Source organism: Mucilaginibacter sp. (assembly GCF_025362475.1).
Lineage (GTDB): Bacteria > Bacteroidota > Bacteroidia > Sphingobacteriales > Sphingobacteriaceae > Mucilaginibacter.
Window position 1 is genome coordinate 21780 of record NZ_JANYGH010000063.1, and the last position, 23778, is coordinate 45557.

The window sequence follows — 23778 nt, forward strand, 5'->3', positions numbered from 1 at the left end:
TGACTGAATCACTTAAGCGGTATGTTTTTGGGGTTTGCCGTTAAAATACATGGTGGAAATTTCCCGGCCATAAGCTATTGACGGTTTTTCTACCCGGTTATAAATTAACCATGCCAAAAGGCTGATGAATGCATACACGGTTAAATCGTAAATAAAATTAAGAAACGCATTTTGCTGGATGTATTTACTTTCAAATAAGCCAATAATATAAACGCCAACAGGTACATGGATAAGATAAACGGAATAGGAATGCTGCCCCAGTTTACTGAATATATTTGCTGATGACTTTATGTAATGGCTTACAAAAATTAAACAAAATGTAAGGAGTGCTGCAATGGTGTAATCGGTGAAATAAAACCTGTGAAACAAATTGAACAAATTGATCAACAATAAAGTAGCAAAATAAAGCCTCGAGATTGCGTTTGAACCCTTGAAAAAATAGTAAATGCATACACCAAGTCCGAAAGCGGGCCATTGATCTAAAAAGAATAAAAGCCCTATTTTTTGCGGCGGTAAAACTACAGCTAATAATGATATGGCTATCAGGAAATACACCATAAAGTTTTTACTAAACAATAAGATAAGGCATACACTCAGGTAAAAAAATAGCTCGCAGGTTAACGTCCAATACACCCAATTCATGGTGTTTATATTGGTAAAGGGTGTAGTAGTAAGTGTGAATGTAGCAAGGATATCCGTTATGTTTCGCGGAATGTAGTGAACGGCACTTGAACCAATATATAATTTTTGAAAGCACGCCGCAAACAGCACAATGATGATACTTACCCAATAGGGCGGAAATATGCGGAAAAATCGCCTGCTCAGGAAGTCTTTTACATTACCCGAATTATAGGCAGATAAGATGATACAATACCCGCTTATTACAAAAAACATAGGGACGCCAAGCCAGCCATACTTCACCAGGTTACGATACCAGTTGTCTACGTGCTGAACGGCCTGGTTAAGATGAAAAAGAACAACAATCAACGCCGCAAAAAAGCGCATCATGTCAATCATATGATTATGTTTTTGCATTTGTTTTAATTGTTGCCAAACCATCAAATAAGCCGCAGGCCCCCTGCCACTTTATATAATTTGCAGCACTTTGCCATGCCCTGTAGGTGAACCATGCCTTTGTTTTTCTGAACGGAACAGTAAACCCGTTTACTTTTTTCCAGGGGTTTATATGGTGTTTTTCCAATACCTGTATCCATGATCTGTTGGTGTTATTTAATAACCGGGCCAGGTAATTTACCTGCATGCGCTGTTCTGGAATGATGTGGTGTAGTTGCAGGGATGGGAAATAACCAACCTGCCAGCCTGATCTTAAAATTTCTATCACCATATCATTATCTCCACCAGAAGTGAGCTCATTACCGGTCCTGTCTGATATGATCGAACCGCTGGCTTTTATTTTATCGATGTATGCACCAAGCGCCGTTATCCTGATGCCCATACCTGCACCAATGGGAGCACTGTTAGGATATTCGTTTTTCCAAGTACTTATTATTGGCTCGTCGCCAAGATCACGGAGTGCCAGGCTGCCATAAAATTCGTTTAACCATAGGGGGGGAGGTGATTCAAACAAAGGCATCGATTTGCCGCCTATGGCACCCAATGTGCTACTTTTTCCAAATAGCGACAAAGTGTTTTTAAGATAGTCTTTATCTAATACGTTATCATCATCAACCATAACAATAATAGCACCCGAAGCTTGCTCAAACCCTTTTAACCTGGCATGTGTAAGTCCTGGTTTTGCTTCCTTCACTATTTTATGGTTGGGGTGCCAGCTCAGGTCGATATTAACAGCAGGCGCCGAATTATTGTCGACAATAATTAACTCCCAACTTGCAAAAGGTAATGTTTGAACTTTTAATCCAGAAATGGTTTGGAGCAGACGCGAAGCGTGCGGGTTATAGGTAGGCAGTATTACTGATAGAAATTCAGTCATTACGATAGCCTGTTATTTGAGCAGGTACCCCTATTGCAATTGCATAAGGAGGTAAGTTTTTAGTTACCACCGCTCCCGCGCCTACAATGCATCCATCACCAATTGTTACACCTCCTAAAATTTTTACTCCTGCACCTATCCACACATCGCTGCCTATTTTAATCGGCAATAAAACATCGCCCTGCGACCGGATCAAAGTGTTTTTATTTGCTATGTTATGGTTTGAGCTGATGATACAAGTTTGCATGGCTATTAAAGTATTATCGCCAATTGTTACCCCTCCATGTCCATAAATAATACAGTACTCACCTAAAAATGTGTTTTGGCCTATCGTTATTTCGCCACCGTAGGCTTTTAAAACAGTGCCCTGTGATAACTCACAGTGATTATTAACAGTGATTTTACCTTTATGGCCATTTGCAAACCCTTTAGCAATATAAACCAATGGCCAGATCTTTACATTTTGTTTAATACTTATGCCGAAAGACCTCAATAAATTAACATAAATAAAAGAGATAGCTTTTAACATATAAATTTTGTAAGTACATCTGAGAAAACTTTTAGCCCTGTTTCTGCATTTTCTTTGTCTTTAAAATCAAGGTACATAACCTGGTGTTCAAGGTTGCAAATATTTGAAAGCCTGCTATAACACGGCTGAAAGAATGCGCCATTTGGAAACAACTCTAAAATTTTGGTGCCCGGCGCACATAAATATATATTACTTAGGCCGGCACCATGGGGCGCTATAACGTGTGTTGCAGCCTGCAATTTAACAATGGTGTCATCAGCATCAATATCCGAGAGCTCAACACTTTCTATATCCGGGAACAGTGCTAATATTTCATTTTCCCAATCAACTTCCCTGGCATAAACTTTTTTGCGGCTTATCCATATCAATTTTTGGGGACGTGTTTGCTTAACTTTCGCAGTATCAATGCCAAATGTTTCTTTTAAAGTATTTACAGCCCAGTTATTAAGCTGCTGGTCGCCAACAAGCCTGTTAGTGAATATTAATTGTTCACAATCATAATGTGCCATGCTATCCATCCATATAATTTTGGATCTATCTATATTAGCTCTATCTATCCATTTGAGTTTCCAATTGGTAGATGGTCCGTTGAACAGAATGTGGTCGGCCTGGTTTAGGATGGATCTATACATTCCTGTCTTCGTAATTGATTCGAACAGGAAATGATAAAAACCTCCATCGGCGCCTATGGTAAGAAATGATAGGGTTGTACCCTTTAAATAGGTTTTAGGAGGTAAATTCAGCGCATTTACGTACGGTGATTGTTTAAGATTGATAACCCACTCTTTTGTTGATTCATCAATAAAGCTTCTTTTTTCGGGATCATATATTAATCCTGACTGCCCTATGATACATGCGTTTGAAACGCTGTATAAATACCTGTCGGGCGATTTAAAGATTCCGCCATACCTGAATCTTGATTTTTTACCTATTAGCCTGTGGCTTGTTTCCTGTTGATTACTTATTAATGGTGGTGCGTAATTTATGGTTTCGCCCTGTTCGCATTTTAGTGTTACCGAAAGTGTTTCAGGTTTATCTATTGACTCGCCAACGGGATCATTATACACATCTTCAAACCTTTTTATCCTGTAAGGATTATTGGTAAAAAACATGATCAATATTTTTTTTAGATAATTTTTTAGCAAAATTTTAATGTATTACCGCGACTTGCGAAGCCGGTGTTTTTTTAAAAAAGTATTTTTTGATATATGGCTGAAGTACTATTTCTGTTGCATAAGATATTCCGCAAGTTAATATCACCCAACACACTATTCCCGTTATCAAAAAAGTAGGCCCAGATAGATATTTACTTAAATACATATTAAGAAAGAAGCCAATAGGGAAGTGAAAAACATAAACTGCATAGGATATTTTACCCATAAAATTCATTTTTTCGAAGCTGTAAATACTGCTTTTTAAAATTAAGAAAACTATTCCTAAACAGAAACAGGCTACTCCGTACACCCAATCCATATTGGAAAAAATATTATGTTTAAAGTAAAGGAGCGCAAACACGCTGAAAGCGGGTATAAAGCATGCCAATAATTTGATCCAGGTGGTGTACTTAAAATACTTACCGGTAATTTCTGATATGATAACCGTGCATATAGGTAAATATGAAAGATCATTTAAAAGAATCTGATTGTGATTATTAAACGAGATATGCAACAGTTTCATAATCAACGCTCCCGATTGCAGGTTTATCGTAGCCAAAAGGAAGAGAAAATAGCTTATAAGCGGGGCTTTGATGGTGTTTTTATTGTTATTGATTAAACGTGAAATGTATAAGCCGGAGAGCCAAAAGATCCATCCAATTAATAGCGATTTAACGATATTGAATGATGGGCTACTTAAAATAGCGGCAATGATGAGTGCCGCTAATAATAGATAAAGATTCTTGGAATATTTACTTACTGCCCATAATGCTATAAATGCCAGGTAATAAATAACTTCATAACTGAGCGACCAAAGTGCAGGGTTGGCTTTTAAGGTGTGCACAAAAACTTCCTGTAAAAAAAACAAGTGGCCAATTACCTGAGGTATAGGCGCAAATTGCAAACCAAAGACAACAGAAATAAATAGTGCTATTAAATAAATGGGATATAGCCTTACTATTCTTTTTTTTAGATAATCTGCAATGTTGATGTTATTGAACGGGGAATTAATATGACTTAAGCCCATTACATACCCCGACATGATGAAAAATATTAAAACAGCCACATGGGCGAACTGTAGTCGGAAAAAAATAGGGTATATCGGTGAACTAAAGGTGCCAAAAAAATCAAATGTGAAAAGATGATTTACAGCTACAATAAAAGCGCAAAGGCCTCTTAAACCTTCCAGTTTTTTATCATAACCACGATGGGTTTTACTAATCTCAGGTGCTTTTTCTGAATGCAAGTTTTAATTGTAATAAACGTAAACTGATCCTTAATGATGAGGGTGTACCCCATTTAATATATCCCCAGATCCTTGAATTGTTGTAAGGTACCTTTACTTTACACAATTCGCTTAACTGGAATGCTTTTTTTGCCGCTGAAAACTGGCGATATATTATTAAACTGCCTGCAGCAACCTGCGCCTGTTTCCCGGTTTCCATTCTGGTGGCTTCATCGGTAAAAATTTCAAAATAATTTTGCAGGAGGTTTAACCTGGTTAGCCAGCTTAAACTTTGATCGGTACTTGCAGAAGCGGGGTAGCGCAGCGAATAGGATAGCACCTCCTCGATGATATAAAACCGGGCTTTTTGTGCCGCCAGCTTTACATGAAGATCCGCATCTTCCCATATCCTGATATCTGTGTTGAAACCACCCGTCTGTATGAATTTACTTTTCCGGTAAAGACCGTTAATACCCCCAATTGGATGCGAAATAGTATATGTAACCGGGTTTTCATTAATCCCGGTATTAGAGTATTCCCAGCTTAAAGCTAATGCCTTTGTTTGGGCATCGTACCAGTTAACATTGCATAAAACAACGTCAAATTGGTTCTTTTCAGCCATCCCGGCGGTTTTAACCAGGTAGTCGGAGTTTAAGCCATCATCAATATCGTGAAAATGAAACCATTCGCACTGTGAGCTTTGGGCAAGTTGATTACGGGCAAACCCTGGCCCCCGGTTTACTTCACCTTTAATAACATGACAGCCTTTCTGTTTAAGGAGCCGGTAAGTATTATCGGTACTTGCATCATCGTAAAAAAGCACCTCATCAAAAGGCCTATTAAGTTTTGCTATGTTATCCAGAAATGCGTCAATATAGCTTTCGGCGTTGTAACAGGGCACCAATAATGCAAACTTTAGGCTTTTTTTCACTATCGAAATAATAGAGTTTTTTGTAGAATTATAAAGATGGGTAAACTGATTTTCAATCGTTATATAGTTACTTGTATCCAGTTATCCGGAACAATATTCGCTGGGTATTCTTTTTTTATTTTAAAGCCAAGCCAGTATCTGGGGCAAATAATTTGTTTGTTTTCTTTTTGATTTAAATAGGCTGCCCACCATGAAAATGAACTGTTTGATATAATACAGGCATCGGCATTCATTAAAATTTGAAAATCAATGATCATTTCATTGCTGGCAAATTCGGCATTTTTGATGTGACCGAATGTAGCGCGCGCAAACTCCATATCATCACTAACAAAAATTATTCTGCAATTTTCATGATCGGTTACCTGTTCAATACCTTGTAAATAATAATTTGCAGGCAACGTTAAATCATTACTGCCTAAATTTTGCTGCCACCAATCGTTTAAATTTAAATAATCACCCCGTCTTACATGCACGGCAATAATCTTGTTGCTGGCAAAAGTATCCTTATATTTTGCACTAAATTGCTGTTGAAATTTTTCTTTTATCCTGATGTGGGAGGATATATTACCGGCTATACTTTCAAAAAAAAGTGCCGACTGGAAGTAGCCCCGGTATATAATTTCGTTGGTTGCCTGGCTAATTATAGGATCTGAATAATTATCCACCGCAACACTTTGCAGGCTTTTGGAAATACTGCCGCTTTTTAACTTAAAATAAACCCGGTTTATAAAATTTTTTAACGGGTTATAGCCTTCCAGGTAAAAGTAATCTGCCGCGGTAAATTTTTCAATGGTATCATTTATAAAAAAGGGGGTATTTATCTTTTTTGATAATCCCCTTATAAACGCATACTGAAAAAGCTGATTTCCCAACCTGCATTCGATTACGATACCTACCATAAATTCATTTCAGGGAAGTTTATAAATATCATTGAAGTGTTTAGTGAAACCAATTGTATAGTTTTATTCGCAGGCGATTAATAATGGCAAGCCTATCCCAGTTTAACACCGGGCCATGGGCATCAGTACTGCAAATTAGCAAATGGTCCTGGTGCCATTTGTCTTTCATTTTAGGGTCGGATGTTTTGGCATCCATATGTACGTTTGCTACCGAAAGCGGTTCTTTTATTAAACTTCTTTTATTGCCCTTTACTATACGCAGCCAAAGTTCATAGTCAAGCGAGCAATGCAGGTCTTCCCATATAGACTGATGTATTTCCGTATTCCAAAAACAAGATGGTTGCACTAAGGAAGGGAACCTGATAAAATAATCTATAAATGGAATTACTTTTGTAATGTTCCTAAACTGTTGCTTATCAATTAAATACTCAAAAGCATATCCATAAACAAAGCTTGCCCTTGTTTTAATAAATTCATGTATAACCCTTAAAAAGGTTTTATTTAAGTAATAATCGTCGCTATTTATCCATGCGTAATATGTGCCGGATGCTAAACTAAAGCCTTGATTAATAGCGTTTCCCTGTCCTTTGTCTTTTTCGCTTTGCCAATAGCTTATCCATGGCGAATATTTTTTGATGATCTCTGCCGAGCCATCAGTGCTGCCTCCATCTATAACAATAAACTCCAGGTTAGGGTAATTTTGTAATAATACTGATCGGATGGTTTGTTCGATAAATTTATCCTGGTTATATGAAGGGGTTACAATGGTTAATTTGGGCCAGTTTATGGCCTTATCATAAACCGCGGGATCAACTTCTTCGGTCCAGGGCCAGCCTATGTTATTATTATCGGCTTTAGGAAGATGATTTAGCAAACCAGTTTCCCTGTACTCAACAGTTGGCAGAGGCCAGTCAACGCCTTTCTGCTGAAAATGAGACTTGTATGCTTTAAGATCAGGAAGTTTAATATTCAATTTTTAGTACAGGTTTTGAAAACTTGAAATATATTTTTCCCATACTTCCGGTTCGTGTTTTTCAAAAGCGTGGCAGCCAAAGGGCAGCTCATTGTTTAGTTTTTTTAACGACTCCTGTGGTGAGTGTTCTATAGAAAAACGAAGGGCAGTATCATCAGCGGGCAAACTAAAAAAGGGGTGGAGTAAATTGCCCCAATATTTAAAGAAACCATCTTCATTGTTTGTTCCCCAGGCAGATGTTTTCGACTTTAAAAGTTTAAGCAGCCAATAACAAGTTTTGGTTTTTCGTAACGAAAACCCGCCGTTCCCAACGTTACTTATTTTATGGTCTGTTTTAAATATACGGTTAGCGGCACTTAATAATTTTGAATACCCTTTCAGAAACTGAATTTCGTTTGCCTGGTTTTCATGGGGCAGATTTGGTGCACCAATAAAATCATAGTTTTTTGTGCACCAGTAAGCAAGCTCGTCTTTAAAAACAAAAGCGTCAAGCTGATGGATTAGTATGTACTTGTAATCAAGAAAAGTTTTGTAAAACGTGGAAGATAACATCAGTTTATTATAGCCTTCTATTCCACTAAAATAATCATCATCAAACAAGGTTAGATTAAATGGGATGTGATCCCGGCAAATATCCTCGTAAGCAGTAGTATTCAATTTAAATGGGCCAATAAATATTATGGGATATTTTTTTAATACCCGGATGCATTGCTTTAATGAAACAAGCTCATTGGCATTGGGCTGCGGTTTATAAATGGGTATAATTACAGCAACCATTTTACCTGCCATTTTTAATTAAAACAGGCTTTAAAAACTTACCCGCCACTGCACGAAGCCTGTTTAAGTAGTATTTATATTCGGTGCCAATTAATATATGCCCTCTTTCATAGTCATCGGCCTTTGTATTAACCTTAATATGTTGCGGGTGTTTTATTGTTGAAAGCTGATGCTGTGTCATTTGCGATTGATTGGAATTGCAATCATGTGTATGCGTAGCATGCGCTCCAAACCCAATGTTTGATATCATATTTTGCCAAGGCACAATGCAGGTACCATTGTTTTTCCACATCCAATACATAAACTGATAATCCCAGGCATCCAGGCCGTTTATGATCATGTGCATATTGTTTTCCCAAAACTTACGCTCACGATTATTGGTAAAAGTTCGCTCTATAACATCGCGCCTGGTTTCATTAGTTTCACCATCGAGTTTAAAACTATAATTTTTCCATGCCCTTTTCCATGTAGCCCAACCCCAAACGTGCGGATATTTTGAAAAATAGTAAGTGTCGTTATTTAATGGTTTGGGCTGATAGCTTGTGCCGCAAATCATCATGATATTGGTGTTGTCCCGGTATTTATTTAGCAAAGTTTCGCAATATTCAAAAAAACTGCTGTTGGGAATGCAGTCGTCTTCCAGTATTATACCTTCCTCTACTTGCTCAAAAAACCAGGTAATGCCTGTGGCAGGAGCAAGTCCGCAGCCCATATTTTTATCGCTGAATAAAGTTTTTACTTCGCACTCCCAGTCAATTTTTGAAACGATGTTCCGGGTGGTTTTACATAGCTCAACATCGTGTTGGTTATTTTCTCTCGGACCATCCGCGGCAATAAATAAGTATTGGGGTTTTTGCTTACGTATTTCCTCAAAAACCTTTTCTGTGGTTTGGGGACGGTTAAATATTAAAAAAAGTATAGGCGTACTAAACATCTGCAAACGCGATAATCTCAATTAAACATTTCCTGATTTTTTAACATGTTAGTTAATTGACTATGATGTTTTATGATTTTTTTTCGGTTATTGAAAATTGATATTAGGGAGCCAAGATGAGATTGCAGCTTTAATTTTTCATCAACACTTAAAGGCTGCAACTTTATGAGTTTTTGCCTGGCTAATTTTACTGTAAACATGACCAGGGCTTTTATATTATAAATAGACCAATCATTTAATTTTTTTTGTACCGAACGCTTATCACCATCCATCAGCATAAGATAATTGTTTAGTAAAACATAAGAGTAGCTTATCCAGTACTGCAAATTTAAAATGTACTTCAGGCTTTGTCTTTTTAGTGGTACAAAATGATGAAAAGTTAACCTATCATTTGATTTAATTTTGTATCCACATATATATATAATAAAGCAAATTTCAACGTCTTCGCCACAGATTAGTTTTGTGCCATTTCTTCCCGAAGTAATTTGCTGCCAGTCTTTATTATACAGGTTAATAAATAAGCTTTTTCTGCAAACACATCCTGCACCATATACCCAATGTGCTGTCGAAGCCCAGGTTTGGGGGCCGTTTACATATGACTGCTTATGTTTTTCAATATCCGACCAAGCGGGCTGTTGTGGGTCGAATATGCCACAGCCACCTAGCACGCCAATTTTATTGTCAGCGGACATAGACTCATAGGCTATACTTACATAATCAGCACATAATCTGTTATCATCATCGCAAGTAAGTATATATTCATAGTTAGCAGCTTCAATTCCCATTTTATGAGCATGGTTTTTACCGGGGATTGGTTGGGACAATAATCTGAAACCAGCATTTGGAATGGTGTATTTCTCCCATTCCTGAGAAGCAACCTGAAAGGTATTATCTGTTGATGCATTATCAATTACAATAACTTCCCATAATATACCTGCAGGTACCCGTTGCAATGCCAAATGTTTCAGCGTATCAGGTAGGCGTGCAGCACTATTATAACAACAGATGATAACTGATACACCTAATTGCATTTACAAAATTTTGAAATAAATATATTTTTAAGATATATATAAGGCATCCATATTCAATTTAAAAGATTCGTAGCTAAATAGTTCATTGTATTTTAAATAACCATTTATGCCGTATTGCTTGCTTAAGTTGGGATCATTTAACAGGGTTAATATAGCGTTTGCCTGCCCTTGCTTATCCATAGCGTTTAAGAGTAATCCATTAAACTGATGTTGTACAGACTCTGGAAGCCCGCCTGCATTAGAGGTTACACATGGTAATTGATTGGCCATAGCTTCAACAACAGCAATTCCATGAGTTTCTTGTAAACTTGGTTGATAATAAATACATGCGCTTTTTAAATACATGTCGGTGTCAGCTTTATAGCCTTCGAAACGGATGTTATCAAGCATTTTTGTAGCATCTTTAAATTCCTTTAATAATGGTCCGTCACCAAGCCATATAAAAATAGCATTACTATACTTTAATGTTACGAGTTTAGCCACATCTAGCCAAACATGGGGGTTTTTATAATTTATAACGTGCCCCATGGTTACAATATGCTGTTGATTATTGCTTTTTGTAGTTTGCGTTTTTACGTGGTTTAAATTATCGTTTAGCAGGCAATTATAAATCACATTAACAAATTTTTCTTTATTAGCTATATCCCAATTTTCACAAATGAGCTGTTTGTTTGATTGTGATACAGTTATGATTCTTTTGCGCTTACTCAAATTTGTGTTACATGTATATGATGTAAAAGGCGTATGATTTTTATTTGGAGTAGAATGCAGTATGTAATATACTTTCCCCCACGGCAACCACAACAGATACAAATGTTTTTCTGGTTCAACCGAGCAGATAGTTACACTTGCATAGCTGTATTTGAAACTTAATAATTGTATGGCAAAAACGGACTTAAGTATTTTGAATAATTCCCTTATGTTGGTGGTGAAATTATTACCCAAGTGGGCGTAGCCGTGTAATTGTTGTTGGATTTTAACAATAATGCCCGTTGTGTCACCTAAGTTTTTTAAATAAGGAAGTTGATCTTCATTTTCTAAGAGTAGTATAATATTTTCCTTGCCAAGGTATTTTATTAATGCTTTAAGGTGACTATTACTGCCGCCAAACTCAAATAATTTAGCAATAATAATATGTTTCTTTGCTGCTTTAAACATTATCTCCTGGCAAAGTTTAGTTTCCAAAACACCAGGCATTTCAAAGCTAACTTACAATACTCCAACGTGCTGAAACAACCTTTATAATTCTTATAAACTTTCAAAAATTGACATAGAACCTTAGGGGTATATATAGTTTGGTTTAAATAGAAGCGACGGATGGTGGAGTTTTTTTTTATCTTAACGTAGTCTTTAAATTTGTGTGCGTCAAAACATGCTTTCTCCATATTTAACCTGACAAGTTCGTCCATCCAACCAATCACATCATTTAGTTTGTTTATATTATGGAAGGTTTCATTTTGGAAGAGCAGCTCACGTGTATATTGATCATTTAAAGAGGCATTTTTCCAAATTAGGCTTAGCATATTAACCCTGCAAATGGCTGAATTTTTGTCCTGGTTCTTTTTATTGGTAATAGAGAATTGATTATTATGGCGTCTGTATGAAAGCAACACATCGGGCATGTTATTTATTTTACCAAGTGATACACACCTGGTCCATAGTTCATAGTCTTCGGCACATTCAAATTCATTTAAGTACCTGAGATTGTTATTACCAATAAAGCTTTTTTTTAGCATCACAGTAGGATGTGCCAACGGACAATATTCAAGCATTCCTATCTTGATATCATCATGACAAATAGGGAAACTCACAATAGTTTGACTGTCTATTAGTTGATAAGCAGTTCCACACAAATCAATTTCAGAGTGCTGATCCAGGTAGTTTACCTGTTTTTCGAGCCGGGTTAAGTGGCTAATGTCATCTCCATCCATACGAGCTATGTATTTGCCCCTGGATAGGTTAATACCTATATTTAAACTGGCTACCAAGCCGCTTTTGATTTTTTTCTGTATAAAGTTAATCCTTTCATCTTTGTAGCTGCTGACAATTTCAATGGCTTTATCAGTAGAACAATCATCAACTATAATAAGTTCAAAAGCTGTAAGGGTTTGATTCAGTATGCTGTCAATGGCTGCGACAATATAGCTCTCGCAATTATAAACCGGCATTATTATACTAACAATCGGGGTAGTTATATTCTTATCCACGTTTCGGGTACAATATCCTTAGCCTGGTAATTTAATTCAGTGTCATTAAACCATTTTATTGGCGCAATCACAATTTTGTCGGGTTTAGTGTTGAGCCAGGCTCCCCACCAACTAAAGGTGCTGTTGGCTATAATATGATGTTTGCAGTTGTACATTAAACGAATATCTTCAAAAGCAGAATGCTCGTCATTAATATCAACAAAGTGCGTTTTATAATTTAGTTTGAGGTTGTGTCTTGCCCAGTTTATATCATCTGAGAAAATGTAAAAAATCGGATCAGTAAGCTTATTAGCAATTAAATCTGCGGCGTTTTCGTAATAAGGTAACGAGCATGTGCCGTGAATTTTGTTCACGGTTTCTTCCTTTTCAAAGTCGCCCCTGCGGATATGTAAGCTTATCGCGTTGTTTGATTTAATTTTATTGAGCAAAAAACAATTTGTGTCAGATGGGGGAGCTTTGGGAGTAAACTCATTTTTTATTTGCGTTTTTATATCTGCAAAATATTTCTCAGATTGCCAGTATCCGCTTAAATATGCATTAGTTAAAGGGGTAAAATATAGTGGGTTAAATTCTAAATTCTTTTCTTCAACTATATGTGTCTCAGGTTTAAAAAGCTTACTTTTTAGAAAATTAAACCTTGTTGTTTTTTTTTGCTTAAATGCCGAAATTTCGGTTGTCGACGCTATGTTTTCTATAATATTGAAATCGCACAGATTATAGCTACGTAATGACTGATCATCAAAAAAATGGATATCAAGTTTAAAATCAGTGTTGTTTTTATATGCCAGGCTTTTTGCAAAAGCATATTGAAATAACTGATTTCCTAAGCCTCCATGAATTTTAACAATTAGCATATTTATTTATAAAATCTTCAATATCATGTAATTCAGTAAAATGTTCCTGCAGCCAATCATGTTCTTTATTCCACCATTCAAATTTCTCAAGAAAGGATATTTGATCCGGTTCAAAGCGATACTTTATAACCTGTGCCGGTACTCCAACAGCAATGGCATATGGTGGTATATCTCTTGTTACTACAGCGCCCGCGCCAATTATTGCACCATTACCAATTGTAATATCATCCATAACAATTGCATTAACACCAATCCATACATCGTTACCAATGGTAGTTTTGCCCATTTCGATAAAATATTGTTTATCGCTGAATGTCATACCATTTTGTTTGTGAACAGAAAAAAAAGCCGGATGGGTACTTACAAATTTAGAGGAGGGGTGCTTCCCTAAGCAAATAGAAACTCCCTGCGCAACGGAGCAAAATTTGCCAATTTCGGTATTCATCATCGATACATTTTTCGAAAGATATGTGTAACTCCCAATAGTGCAATTGTCGATATAGCAATTTTCTCCAATTTTAACAAAAGGATTATTTGAGCCTAAATCTGGTATGCTATTACCCCGGATTTGAGCATTTGATTTATAATTAAGAAGCTGCTTTAGCCAGTTTTTAATTATCTTCTTCAAGTTTTTTTACAATTATCTTTGCTTGTTCAACATCTTTTTCCCACCATGAAGAAGCCAAAATTTTGTCAATTTTCTCCTGTGGAAAGCGATATTTTAAAATCTTTGCAGGTACACCCCCAACAACTGCAAACGGCGGGACATCTTTGTTAACAAATGCATTGCCTCCAACAACACAACCAATACCAAGGGTTATCCCTCTTCTTATAGTGGCGCCAGATCCTATCCAAACATCGTGCGTAACAATGCATTGTTTTTGTGTTAATACTTCATATGGCGTATCGTTAAGAAAGCTGGATGTTGAAATTAGATTAAGCGGGTGTTCGCCGTGCCCAATATTTACATTGTTGGCAATAGAATTATATCTGCCTATAATTGTCTTTGAAATTAATGTATTAAACCCAATATAAGTATAACTATCAATTGAGCTGTTTTCACAAACATATGATCCTTTTAAGATGGTTATGTTGTGTCCTTTAACAGCTTTTATATCCACATCGTCAGCATGGATGTTGTTTGATTGTTTTTTGAAGTATTGTATTCGTTTTTGCTCTTCCGTATGTTTTTTTAAAAAAGCATACAATATAACCTTCAATTTTTTTAGCTGGGATAATAACATGCTTAGTTTTTATTCAATTTTCTTCCACTCGGGCGTAAGGAAAAACAGCCCGGCCGATTTTGGCAGGTAGCGGCTGGTTAGTTTGCCTCCATCGATAATTTCAAAAGAAATACAATCTTCCCGGTAATCATATATTTCAGTGCTTGACGTATCACCACAATAAAGACTTAAATAATATGTGCCTGGATATAACCGCAGGTCGTTTAATGTTATGCGGTAAAGAGCAGTATTTTCGGCTGATGCTGATACCTGAAAATGCGAATCTTCATCGATCATGTTAGCTATTTTAATGCCATCAACAGTTTTTAGTTCAATGGATGTGCGAACCTGGCTTTGATTGGGGTTTTTAAATTGCAGGTGAATATATATATGCATATCATCACCTAACGAGAATAGGCGCGTACTATCTGACCGCCCATGCTTTTTTAGATAAACATCTACAAAACTAACTTTTTTATTACCTATTCCAGCTGTAATTGTTTCACTCAAGTTTACGTAAGCTTCAGTTAAAAGATCAGATTTTAAATAATCATCAACAATTTTACTTGTTAGGCCATTCATGGCCACCAGCCCGTTTTTTAATAAGATGGATTTATTGCAAAGTTGATTTATAGCTGCCATATTATGGCTAACAAACAAAATAGTTCTGCCTTCCCCTTTACTAACTTCCCCCATTTTTCCCAAACATTTCTTTTGAAATTCGGCATCACCGACGGCTAATACTTCATCAACAATCAATATTTCCGATTCCAGGTGAGCTGCCACAGCAAAGGCAAGGCGTACATACATGCCCGATGAATATCGTTTTACTGGCGTATCCACGTATCGCTCAACTCCCGAGAAATCTACTATCTCATCAAACTTTCGCTTTATTTCTGCTTTACGCATGCCCAGGATGGCACCGTTAAGATAAATATTTTCCCTGCCGCTTAATTCGGGGTGAAAGCCCGTACCAACTTCTAGTAAACTGGCTATTCGTCCTTTTAGTTTAACCGAACCAGTGGTAGGAGCGGTAACCCGGCTTAGTATTTTAAGCAATGTGCTTTTGCCGGCACCATTACGACCTATAACGCCAACGGCATCGCCGTGTTCTATCTCAAAATTGATATCCTTTAAGCTCCATACAATGTTACTTTCACCTTTTTTTGCGCGATCGTTAACTTCGCCTATTTTTAAAAAAGGATCTTCTTTACCTCTCATCTTTGCCCAGTAACGTTCCAGGTCGCGGGATAGGGTTCCTGTGCCTATTTCTCCTATCTGGTAAGCTTTTGAAAGATTTTCTACTTTAATTACCGATGGCATATATTACACTGTATCTATAAAGGTGCGTTCAACGCGGTTAAAAATTACTATCCCAATTAAAAGTATCAGTATTGTTATCGCAGTGGTGATCCCTAAGGATAGCATAGTAAAAGTACCCTGACCAAGAAAGCCATATCTGAAAGATTCAATAATTGGCGTCATCGGGTTATATTCAACCATCCATTGGTATTTGGGGTATTTTTCCTTAACGGTAGATAAAGGATAAATCACTGTAGTTAAATACATCATTAGCTGGATACCGAAGGTAATCAGGAAGCTTAAGTCACGATATTTTGTAGTCATGGCAGATATGATCATTCCAAGCCCTAAACCTAACATTGCCATTAACATTAATAAAAAAGGGAACAGTAACAGATAGGCATTGGGATGAACATTTGCGCCTTTAAATACATAAAACCCTATCATCAGGAAAAAAAGCACCATTTGAACACCAAAACGAATCAGGTTTGAAACTACAATGCTTAGCGGTACTATAAGCCTGGGAAAGTATACTTTGCCAAAAAGGCCGGCGTTTGCTGTAAAAACCGTAGATGTTTTTGTAAGGCAATCTGCAAAATAGTTCCATGCGGTAATGCCTGCCAAATAAAATAATGGTTTAGGTAAATGATCTGCAGAGATGTCTGCAAGGTTACCAAATACAAAAGTATAAATGACAGTAGTGAACAATGGCTGGATAAAAAACCATAAAGGGCCAAGGATGGTTTGTTTATAAAAAGAAACAAAATCGCGCCGTACCAATAGCATCAGCAAATCCCGATAATGCCATATATCATCAAGTTTTAAGTCAAATAAGCTGCTGTGGGGCGTTAATTCAATATCCCATTTTTCGTCGGTAGGCATACTCATTCGTTTAATAGTAATTGTAATTTTTGCATGTAATCTATTTCGTTAAAATGCGACAGGCATTGCTTTTGCAACTGCTTGCGTTTAACAGCTGTTAATGGCGATTCTAAATATTCGGTAATGCATTTACTCAGTTCGCAGGTATCATCTGCATTTATTGCATGACCTAATTCGCCATTTCTTATCGCATCAATACTGCCATCGGCATTACCGCAAATAACCGGCAATCCACAGGCAAGGGCTTCAATAAATACTATACCAAAACCTTCTTTTTTGCTGGGTAGCACAAACAGGTCGGCCAATAAAAAATAGTCTGTTAGTTCAGCTTCTTCAATAAAACCTGTAAGTATTACCTGTTCTGCTACGTTATGGTGTATTATAAGTTTTTTTATTCTGTCCTCTTCTTTGGTATCGTATTTTCCTGATAGTATATATTTAATACCCGGAAAATGCTGTTTTAAGTTGCTGATAGCCTCTATTACATGCTCGTATCCTTTGTATTGTTCTGTAGAAGCAAGGCGTGTTAAGGTAAAAATAACGGGCTGATTTGTTGTTAACTTATAGCGCTCAAGAAGGTGTTTCGGCTTCTCAAAGGTTACCGGCAGCTTCATAAAAGGGTCGATCGCGTTATTTAAAACCCGGCAAATATCTGCACTTACACTGTGTCGTTTTAGCATTTGCTCACGCGTAAAATTGCTTACACAAATTACCTTGTCGCAACGTTTTAAAAGGTATTTTTTAACAAAAGAAAGCGGCCGCCAAACCTCAATGCCATGGGCAATAAGCCAAACCTTGCATTTAGGATGAACCAATTTTATAAACAAACCAACGCTTGCCAGGTTTATGTGGCTTAAAATAATAACATCGGGCATTGTTGATTTACTCACAGCTTTAAATGCAAAGTTAACGCGGTTAACTCCAAAGCCTTTAAAAGCATTTGCCTGCAGATATTGGGGCATCAGATCGGTTTGCTTATCATAAGCAGACCATAGTTCAAAATTCCCTTTGTTGGTTTTTGCCAGTTGCTGTAATGAATGCCCCAGCGTACGGGTCATTTTTTGGATGCCGCCAGTAGTGCTGAATGTTTGTAAAGTAAAAAGTATTACTTTTTTAGACATTGGCTTGTATTTGGTAAAGAGCAAAAGCTTTTGACCAATGGATTTGGTTATTTTTAAAATTTTTAATTACACTTTGTGCCATTTCACCCCGATATAAGCTACTATCGCTTATTGGTTTGTATTGGCTCATCCATTGTTGTAATGGAAATGTAAAGCCCATTTTTGGCCGGTTCCAAACGGCTTCGGGCAGCAGGCCATTAAAGCTATCAATCAGAATTTTTTTTGCTTGTTGGTTATTGAATCTTATTTCTGGCGCTATGCTTTCAGCCAGACTTGTAAAGTCTTCGTCTAAAAAAGGGACCCTAACTTCTAAACCATGATTCATGCTCATCACATCAGTATCTCGCAGGAGTTGATTTTGCATGTAAAGGTTTGCTTCAAACCATGATGCATGTTCCTGATCATAAGGCCCCAGATGAGGGATATCAAAACCATTAAAAAGAACGTCCCTAACTTGTTTATCGTCAGTATTAAGCGCCTTTGCAATATCGCCCGGCGAAAACAATCCTCTCAATAAAAGATAATCGGCTGCCGAATGGTCATTACCCAAAAATGTAAGTTTTTTATAATGATCTGGTAATAACCCTTTAATCGCCGAAAATAGGGAAGGAGGAAGTTTTCTTAAATATCCAAGATACCGTATCCGGTTAAATGAGGGATAACCACCAAAATATTCATCAGCGCCTACGCCGGATAGTACTGCTTTTAAGCCATCCTCATGTGCGTACTTGCTAATAAACCAGCTATTGATGCCATCGGTAGTTGGCATATCCATGGCGTTAATGATTTGCGGAAGGAAAGTTTCAAAATCATCCTGCTTCACTAAGTGCGAAAAATTTTCACCGCTTACCTTATCTAAAACTACGCGCTGATACGCCTGTTCATCATAATTTTTTTCGTTGAAAAATATCGAGATGGTTTTAAGCTGCTCCTTTTTTTCTTTATCTGCTAATAGCGTAATAAGGCTTGAATCTATACCACCACTTAAAAATACACCCAATGGCGCATCTGCAATCAGCTGGCGGTTTACACCTTTTATTAAAGCATTTTTTATCAGCTGCCGGGCTTTATCAACATCGGTTATCTGATTTTTTAATACAGTTTGTTTATAAGGGCTGATCTCATGCGTTGATGATGCATGGGTCCAACATAAATAATGCCCTTTGGGTAGGCTAAATACATTTTTTAAAGTAGTATATGGCTCTGGTATATGGCCAAACGCTAAAAACCTTATAGGCCAATTGGGATCTTTTTCGGCAGATATGTCAGCCGCCGTAAAAGCTCTTATTTCTGATGCGAAACTCAGCTGGCCATCTTCGGCGAAATAATATACCGGTTTTATACCAGCCGTATCGCGTACCAGGTAGGTAAGCCCCTTAATGCTATCAAATAAGGCGAATGCAAACATTCCTCTCAATTTGGAGAAGGCTTCAGTTCCCCATTGCAAATAGGCGGCAATTATTACTTCTGTATCAGTAACGGAATTGAAGCTAACGCCAAGCCTTAACAGCTCATTTCTTAATTCCTGGTAATTATAAATTTCGCCGTTAAAGGTTATCCAGACTTTTTGCTCCACATCTGCCATTGGCTGATGCCCGTTACTGCTCAAATCAATTATGGATAGCCTGCGGTGCCCAAATGCGAGATGTTGTTTTTCATCATAAAAAATACCTTCGTCATCTGGTCCTCCATGTTGCAGTACTTTGCACATGGCTTTCACTTTTTCTCGGATAAGTTGGGGTTGTAACCGCTTATTAATTATTCCAACTATCCTACACATACTCTATAAATATTCACAGCTTCGCCCCGTAAACTACATTTTTAATTGTAACTTATTATTTAACAGTGACTTATATTTATTGGTGTAGCCCTGTTTTTTTATTAATTTATGCTGATATAAAATCAGCCATCAATATTTTTTAATTAAAATAAATAATTTCAATTAAAATCTTTCAATATAAGATGCGGCAACATGGACAATTATGGAGCATCCAATACTTTCAAGCCTTAATATCAATTGCTTTTGCGACCGCTGCGATATTACTTCCCCGGTCATTCCTTTTAATGGACCTGCTTTGAGTATGATTTTTTCTCCCGCCTGCAGATCATCTTCGGTAATCTCCAATTCATATGGGCTGGCCATTAATAACTTTAATTCTGTTATCTGGCGGCTGGGCATTGATGCGGGCTTTCCCATGAAATATAAAAACCTCGATATGCCTTTTGTCATCAATATATCGGCCTGCTCATGTTGAGCAATGTTAACAAATATGTATGATTTAAGAAAAGGCTCTTCAACCCATTTTTTACGATCGCTCCATTGTTTTAATTGTCGGTGCAGCGGCAGGTAAGCTTCAACCCCTTTGTTTATTAATGCCTGGTATGCTTTTTTTTCGGCACGAGGGTTTGTATAAACAGGATACCACTTTTTTGTTGTTTCACTTACCTTTAATTCCATTGTTTTAATAAGTGCATCTTATTTTTTAAACCATCGCCTTATATCCCACCATTTATTTTTATCATCATCTAAATAATAGCCAGATCCCGAGTATCCGCTATAGTCAGAGTAATAGTAATATCTTGAACCCGCATTGTCGCCGGTAAATTTGGTAGTATAGTATCTTGCATGTAAAAGGTCTTCTTCAAAAGCGTTTAGTACAATTACGGTATTATCAAGATGATATTCTTGTGCTATTCGTTGAGGAACCGTAGCTGCATAAAATTTAGATTTTCCTGATCGGATCACGAAAACATTAATGTCGCTTATCCTTATTAATGGGATTGCATCAGATACCAGGCCGATTGGCGCGGTATCAATCATTATAATATCATACCTTAATTTCAATTCGGCAATCATCGCAGTCATCCTGGCGCTGTGCAGTAATTCTGATGGGTTTGGAGGAACCGGACCTGAAACCATAAAATCGAGATTTTCCTGTTCAGAGTGGAGAATAATTTCGTCAAGCGTGCTCTGGTGGGCAAGGTAGTTGCTTAAGCCTTTGTCATTAGGTACATGAAAGGTTTTATGGAGTCTTGAGCGCCTTAAATCGGCGCCGATAAGTATAACTTTTTTATCAATGAGCGATAGGGTACTTGATAAGTTTACAGCTACAAATGATTTACCCTCGCCGGCAACCTCCGATGTTATACAAATTATTTTGCTGGCCTTTTCTGATGCAAGGAAGCTTAGATTGGTACGCACCGAACGAACCGATTCGGCAAATATGGATCTGGGCTTACTTAGGACTAAGACCTGCCTGCTGTTTTCATCAATGTGTTCTGGATATTTTCTTATAACTCCCAGTATAGGTATTACTGTAAGGCTTTCAATGGTTTCCTTATCATAAATATAAGGGTTAAGTATCCTTATTGAAATAATGAGGCCAAGGCCTATTGCTAAACCCAAAATGATGGCCGAACGGTGGATATCATGTTCGTTGGGTGATACAGCATTATAATTGGGCTGTGCAAATTCAATAACCGTGGCGCCAGGTAATATGCCGGCGCGGCTTATCTGAGCTTCCAGTTTCTTTTCTGACAGAAAGGAATATACCTTATCATTTATCTCAAAATCCCGTTGTAAAGCAACAAGATCACGCTGGGCTGCCGGTAATGTCATTATGGTTTGGTTAATCTGCGCTAACTGACTATCCAAATACGCTATATTTTTTACGACACTGTTACGTACACCTTTTATGTTATTTAAAGCAGTGAGTTTACTTTGAAGTATTTGCTGATTAATATCAAGTAGGGGCTGAGAATTAGGTGTATAAGTTTTTAATAAGGCTGCTCTTTCAGATATCTGTATATCTAACTTGTTTATTAATGCGTTTAAAGTAGGTAAATCAGTTCCGCCAGAGCTGAAATTTAGTGTAACATTATCCTTTTCTTTGGTTATTTGATCTGTTAGCTGATCAAGTGCTATCATCTGAATTTTTAACAGTGATCTTCTTGTTTCAATGTCGGCGGCTTTACTGGCCGAAGTAGCCGAGGCAGAGCCTACATCAAGTATTTTGTTTTTGTTTTTATATTTTTCTATTGAGCTTTCTGATCCTTTTACTTCACTGGATAGGAATGAGAGCTGGCTGTCAATAAAATCAATCATTTGTGATGCCGACTGTGATTTCTGGTTCCTGTCAAAAATCACATACTCCTTCATGATATTGTTAAGCACATCAGCAGCAAACTGGGGGTTAAGGTCGGTTTCCTGCAGCGAGATAATATTGGTATTCTTGCCGGTTTCGCCGGCTCTTAAACCACCCTGCACCCTACCTATATAATCCTCAGGGATATTGAACTTGAAAAGATAAATTGTACTGTTATCAATAGCGCCGGGGTATTTTATGGTAAAACTGGTATTGCCTATGGTTACGGGTGCATTATAGCTGTAGTGGTTTTTAGTTTCTTTTTCGCCCGTTTTATAAGAGAGGCTAAAGATTTGTTTGTTAATAGGTTTGTAACTTATAATATCATGATAAAAGTTTAAGCTATCAAACTTTATAAGTTGAATGCTTAATGGCTTTGATGGATATGTTTCGGAGGTGCGTACGCGGCCGGATATAAAAAAACTTACCCGGTAGTCCATATCTTTTATAGCACTAAGTATTACATTTCTGCTTTGTAATACCGAAGTTATACTCTGTATTTTTGATGGCCCGCGTTCGGGCGCTGCCATTACAGATATAAGATCTGAAACTTCCGACTTTCTTTCTTCAATTTTTAATGTGCCGGATGTTGCAAACGTTTTAGGCGTGTACCATAAATAAGTATAAGATATAATAACAGCCAAACCCACAGATGCAGCAATCCAATACCAACGACTCAACAATACTTTGCCAATCTTGAAATAGTCGATTTCCTGGTTAGGCAGTTTTCTTTGGAATTTTTCTGTTTCTTCCATTAGCGGCGGGAAAGCGATAAAACAAGTAAAGCTGTACTCAGTAAAAGCAACATTGGCTGTACAATGGATGAAGCGTTTTGTAAATTATCATTACGTATGGCGCGTTTGTTTTGAGCTATATATACAATATCGCCATTTTGAAGTACAGCCCTCGGATCGTTTATTGATTGTATGTCCCTAAGGTCGACGTAGGTTACCTGGGGATTTTTTTGATCTCCACGAATTATTTTAACGTTTGATATATTAGCCTTCTCTGTAAGGCCTCCAGCCTGTCCAATCATTTCAATCAAAGTGGTTTTGTCTCTAACCAATGGGAAATTTCCCTGCCCCTTAATTTCGCCAAGTAAGGTAACCCTCAGGTTGGTGATTTTTAACTCAATTATGGGATCTTTTAAAAGGTTTTTACGGTAAAGGTCTTCAATAAGTTTTGATGCCTGGGTGCGTGTAAGTCCTACAACAGCAACATGGCCAATAACAGGTAGGGCCACGGTGCCTTCTTCGTCAACCTGGTAAGTTTGTCCGGCTCCGGCGCTTCCACCACCGCCTCCGCTGTTTGATGAAGGCGCTTCATCAACTACATATTTAATATTTTGCAGGTTTCGTATCTGCAGCATATCCTGTGATTTTATGCGATAGCTGCTTAAATCGTTATAGCTTTTCTGCGATACTGTATCAGTATTGACAGTTTTTTGTTCAAATAAAGGTTGGTACTGCTTACCCGAGCAAGAAGATAGAATAAGAACTATTAAAAAAATAGGGAAAATTGACGTTACTATGCGCATGAGGACAAAAAACTTCTGCTTAAATATTTTTATAATTCTGCATTGATTCCAAAAATACATAATTTGCGGGTATTAACGATTCGTATTTTTTCCAATTTATAGA

The 23778-nt window shown here is 37.2% G+C and carries 23 protein-coding genes; all 23 read right to left on the reverse strand.

The window, feature by feature from the left end:
• Positions 1–12 precede the first annotated feature (12 nt).
• Positions 13–1035: an acyltransferase gene (locus Q0R88_RS21485; RefSeq protein WP_295720261.1), complete on the reverse strand. Its 1023-nt coding sequence runs from the start codon at positions 1033–1035 to the stop codon at positions 13–15.
• On the reverse strand, positions 1022–1951 hold the full coding sequence (locus Q0R88_RS21490; RefSeq protein WP_295720263.1) for a glycosyltransferase: 930 nt from the start codon (positions 1949–1951) through the stop codon (positions 1022–1024). The genes Q0R88_RS21485 and Q0R88_RS21490 overlap by 14 nt, the downstream gene beginning before the upstream one ends.
• On the reverse strand, positions 1944–2480 hold the full coding sequence (locus Q0R88_RS21495) for an acyltransferase (RefSeq protein ID WP_295720265.1): 537 nt from the start codon (positions 2478–2480) through the stop codon (positions 1944–1946). The genes Q0R88_RS21490 and Q0R88_RS21495 overlap by 8 nt, the downstream gene beginning before the upstream one ends.
• A complete protein-coding gene (locus Q0R88_RS21500; RefSeq protein ID WP_295720268.1) occupies positions 2474–3592 on the reverse strand; it encodes a glycosyltransferase family 61 protein in 1119 nt (372 codons plus the stop codon). The genes Q0R88_RS21495 and Q0R88_RS21500 overlap by 7 nt, the downstream gene beginning before the upstream one ends.
• A 37-nt stretch (positions 3593–3629) precedes the next feature.
• Entirely contained in the window at positions 3630–4880 is a 1251-nt protein-coding gene (locus Q0R88_RS21505) for an acyltransferase (RefSeq protein ID WP_295720270.1), read from the reverse strand.
• Positions 4858–5790 (reverse strand): glycosyltransferase family 2 protein, encoded by a 933-nt coding sequence (locus Q0R88_RS21510; protein ID WP_295720273.1) that lies wholly within the window; start codon positions 5788–5790, stop codon positions 4858–4860. The genes Q0R88_RS21505 and Q0R88_RS21510 overlap by 23 nt, the downstream gene beginning before the upstream one ends.
• Before the next feature lie 59 nt (positions 5791–5849).
• Positions 5850–6689 (reverse strand): alpha-1,2-fucosyltransferase, encoded by an 840-nt coding sequence (locus tag Q0R88_RS21515; protein ID WP_295720275.1) that lies wholly within the window; start codon positions 6687–6689, stop codon positions 5850–5852.
• A 40-nt stretch (positions 6690–6729) separates the two neighbouring features.
• Positions 6730–7662 carry a glycosyltransferase family 2 protein gene (locus Q0R88_RS21520; RefSeq protein WP_295720278.1) on the reverse strand — a complete coding sequence of 311 codons (933 nt, stop codon included), beginning with the start codon at positions 7660–7662 and terminating at the stop codon, positions 6730–6732.
• 3 nt (positions 7663–7665) lie between these two features.
• Complete coding sequence (locus Q0R88_RS21525; RefSeq protein WP_295720280.1) at positions 7666–8451, reverse strand: DUF5672 family protein; 786 nt, start codon at positions 8449–8451, stop codon at positions 7666–7668.
• On the reverse strand, positions 8441–9394 hold the full coding sequence (locus tag Q0R88_RS21530) for a nucleotide-diphospho-sugar transferase (protein ID WP_295720281.1): 954 nt from the start codon (positions 9392–9394) through the stop codon (positions 8441–8443). Before Q0R88_RS21530 ends, Q0R88_RS21525 begins: the two co-directional genes overlap by 11 nt.
• Positions 9391–10404 (reverse strand): glycosyltransferase family A protein, encoded by a 1014-nt coding sequence (locus tag Q0R88_RS21535; RefSeq protein ID WP_295720284.1) that lies wholly within the window; start codon positions 10402–10404, stop codon positions 9391–9393. The genes Q0R88_RS21530 and Q0R88_RS21535 overlap by 4 nt, the downstream gene beginning before the upstream one ends.
• A 27-nt stretch (positions 10405–10431) precedes the next feature.
• Positions 10432–11589 carry a glycosyltransferase family 4 protein gene (locus Q0R88_RS21540; protein WP_295720287.1) on the reverse strand — a complete coding sequence of 386 codons (1158 nt, stop codon included), beginning with the start codon at positions 11587–11589 and terminating at the stop codon, positions 10432–10434.
• Complete coding sequence (locus Q0R88_RS21545; RefSeq protein WP_295720289.1) at positions 11562–12611, reverse strand: glycosyltransferase; 1050 nt, start codon at positions 12609–12611, stop codon at positions 11562–11564. Before Q0R88_RS21545 ends, Q0R88_RS21540 begins: the two co-directional genes overlap by 28 nt.
• On the reverse strand, positions 12596–13465 hold the full coding sequence (locus Q0R88_RS21550; protein ID WP_295720290.1) for an alpha-1,2-fucosyltransferase: 870 nt from the start codon (positions 13463–13465) through the stop codon (positions 12596–12598). The genes Q0R88_RS21545 and Q0R88_RS21550 overlap by 16 nt, the downstream gene beginning before the upstream one ends.
• A complete protein-coding gene (locus tag Q0R88_RS21555; RefSeq protein ID WP_295720293.1) occupies positions 13452–14093 on the reverse strand; it encodes a DapH/DapD/GlmU-related protein in 642 nt (213 codons plus the stop codon). The genes Q0R88_RS21550 and Q0R88_RS21555 overlap by 14 nt, the downstream gene beginning before the upstream one ends.
• Positions 14077–14673, reverse strand: coding sequence for a CatB-related O-acetyltransferase (locus Q0R88_RS21560; RefSeq protein WP_295720294.1), 597 nt, complete (start codon positions 14671–14673; stop codon positions 14077–14079). Before Q0R88_RS21560 ends, Q0R88_RS21555 begins: the two co-directional genes overlap by 17 nt.
• Positions 14674–14718: 45 nt before the next feature.
• Positions 14719–16011 carry an ABC transporter ATP-binding protein gene (locus tag Q0R88_RS21565; protein WP_295720297.1) on the reverse strand — a complete coding sequence of 431 codons (1293 nt, stop codon included), beginning with the start codon at positions 16009–16011 and terminating at the stop codon, positions 14719–14721.
• A gap of 3 nt (positions 16012–16014) precedes the next feature.
• Positions 16015–16878 carry an ABC transporter permease gene (locus tag Q0R88_RS21570; protein ID WP_295720300.1) on the reverse strand — a complete coding sequence of 288 codons (864 nt, stop codon included), beginning with the start codon at positions 16876–16878 and terminating at the stop codon, positions 16015–16017.
• A complete protein-coding gene (locus Q0R88_RS21575) occupies positions 16875–17993 on the reverse strand; it encodes a glycosyltransferase family 4 protein (RefSeq protein ID WP_295720301.1) in 1119 nt (372 codons plus the stop codon). Before Q0R88_RS21575 ends, Q0R88_RS21570 begins: the two co-directional genes overlap by 4 nt.
• A complete protein-coding gene (gene asnB, locus Q0R88_RS21580; RefSeq protein WP_295720304.1) occupies positions 17986–19773 on the reverse strand; it encodes an asparagine synthase (glutamine-hydrolyzing) in 1788 nt (595 codons plus the stop codon). The genes Q0R88_RS21575 and asnB overlap by 8 nt, the downstream gene beginning before the upstream one ends.
• A 162-nt stretch (positions 19774–19935) precedes the next feature.
• Entirely contained in the window at positions 19936–20451 is a 516-nt protein-coding gene (locus tag Q0R88_RS21585) for a UpxY family transcription antiterminator (RefSeq protein ID WP_295720307.1), read from the reverse strand.
• A gap of 18 nt (positions 20452–20469) precedes the next feature.
• Positions 20470–22893, reverse strand: a complete 2424-nt coding sequence (locus tag Q0R88_RS21590; RefSeq protein ID WP_295720310.1) for a tyrosine-protein kinase family protein — start codon at positions 22891–22893, stop codon at positions 20470–20472.
• A complete protein-coding gene (locus Q0R88_RS21595) occupies positions 22893–23735 on the reverse strand; it encodes a polysaccharide biosynthesis/export family protein (RefSeq protein WP_366087749.1) in 843 nt (280 codons plus the stop codon). Before Q0R88_RS21595 ends, Q0R88_RS21590 begins: the two co-directional genes overlap by 1 nt.
• Between the last annotated feature and the right edge of the window lie 43 nt (positions 23736–23778).

Coding starts and splice junctions, on each gene's coding strand:
- Q0R88_RS21485 (WP_295720261.1), bottom strand. CDS start 1,035: ATGCAAAAACATAATCATATGATTGACATGATGCGCTTTTTTGCGGCG.
- Q0R88_RS21490 (WP_295720263.1), bottom strand. CDS start 1,951: ATGACTGAATTTCTATCAGTAATACTGCCTACCTATAACCCGCACGCT.
- Q0R88_RS21495 (WP_295720265.1), bottom strand. CDS start 2,480: ATGTTAAAAGCTATCTCTTTTATTTATGTTAATTTATTGAGGTCTTTC.
- Q0R88_RS21500 (WP_295720268.1), bottom strand. CDS start 3,592: ATGTTTTTTACCAATAATCCTTACAGGATAAAAAGGTTTGAAGATGTG.
- Q0R88_RS21515 (WP_295720275.1), bottom strand. CDS start 6,689: ATGGTAGGTATCGTAATCGAATGCAGGTTGGGAAATCAGCTTTTTCAG.
- Q0R88_RS21525 (WP_295720280.1), bottom strand. CDS start 8,451: ATGGCAGGTAAAATGGTTGCTGTAATTATACCCATTTATAAACCGCAG.
- Q0R88_RS21535 (WP_295720284.1), bottom strand. CDS start 10,404: ATGCAATTAGGTGTATCAGTTATCATCTGTTGTTATAATAGTGCTGCA.
- Q0R88_RS21550 (WP_295720290.1), bottom strand. CDS start 13,465: ATGCTAATTGTTAAAATTCATGGAGGCTTAGGAAATCAGTTATTTCAA.
- Q0R88_RS21565 (WP_295720297.1), bottom strand. CDS start 16,011: ATGCCATCGGTAATTAAAGTAGAAAATCTTTCAAAAGCTTACCAGATA.
- Q0R88_RS21570 (WP_295720300.1), bottom strand. CDS start 16,878: ATGAGTATGCCTACCGACGAAAAATGGGATATTGAATTAACGCCCCAC.
- Q0R88_RS21575 (WP_295720301.1), bottom strand. CDS start 17,993: ATGTCTAAAAAAGTAATACTTTTTACTTTACAAACATTCAGCACTACT.
- asnB (WP_295720304.1), bottom strand. CDS start 19,773: ATGTGTAGGATAGTTGGAATAATTAATAAGCGGTTACAACCCCAACTT.
- Q0R88_RS21585 (WP_295720307.1), bottom strand. CDS start 20,451: ATGGAATTAAAGGTAAGTGAAACAACAAAAAAGTGGTATCCTGTTTAT.
- Q0R88_RS21590 (WP_295720310.1), bottom strand. CDS start 22,893: ATGGAAGAAACAGAAAAATTCCAAAGAAAACTGCCTAACCAGGAAATC.
- Q0R88_RS21595 (WP_366087749.1), bottom strand. CDS start 23,735: ATGTATTTTTGGAATCAATGCAGAATTATAAAAATATTTAAGCAGAAG.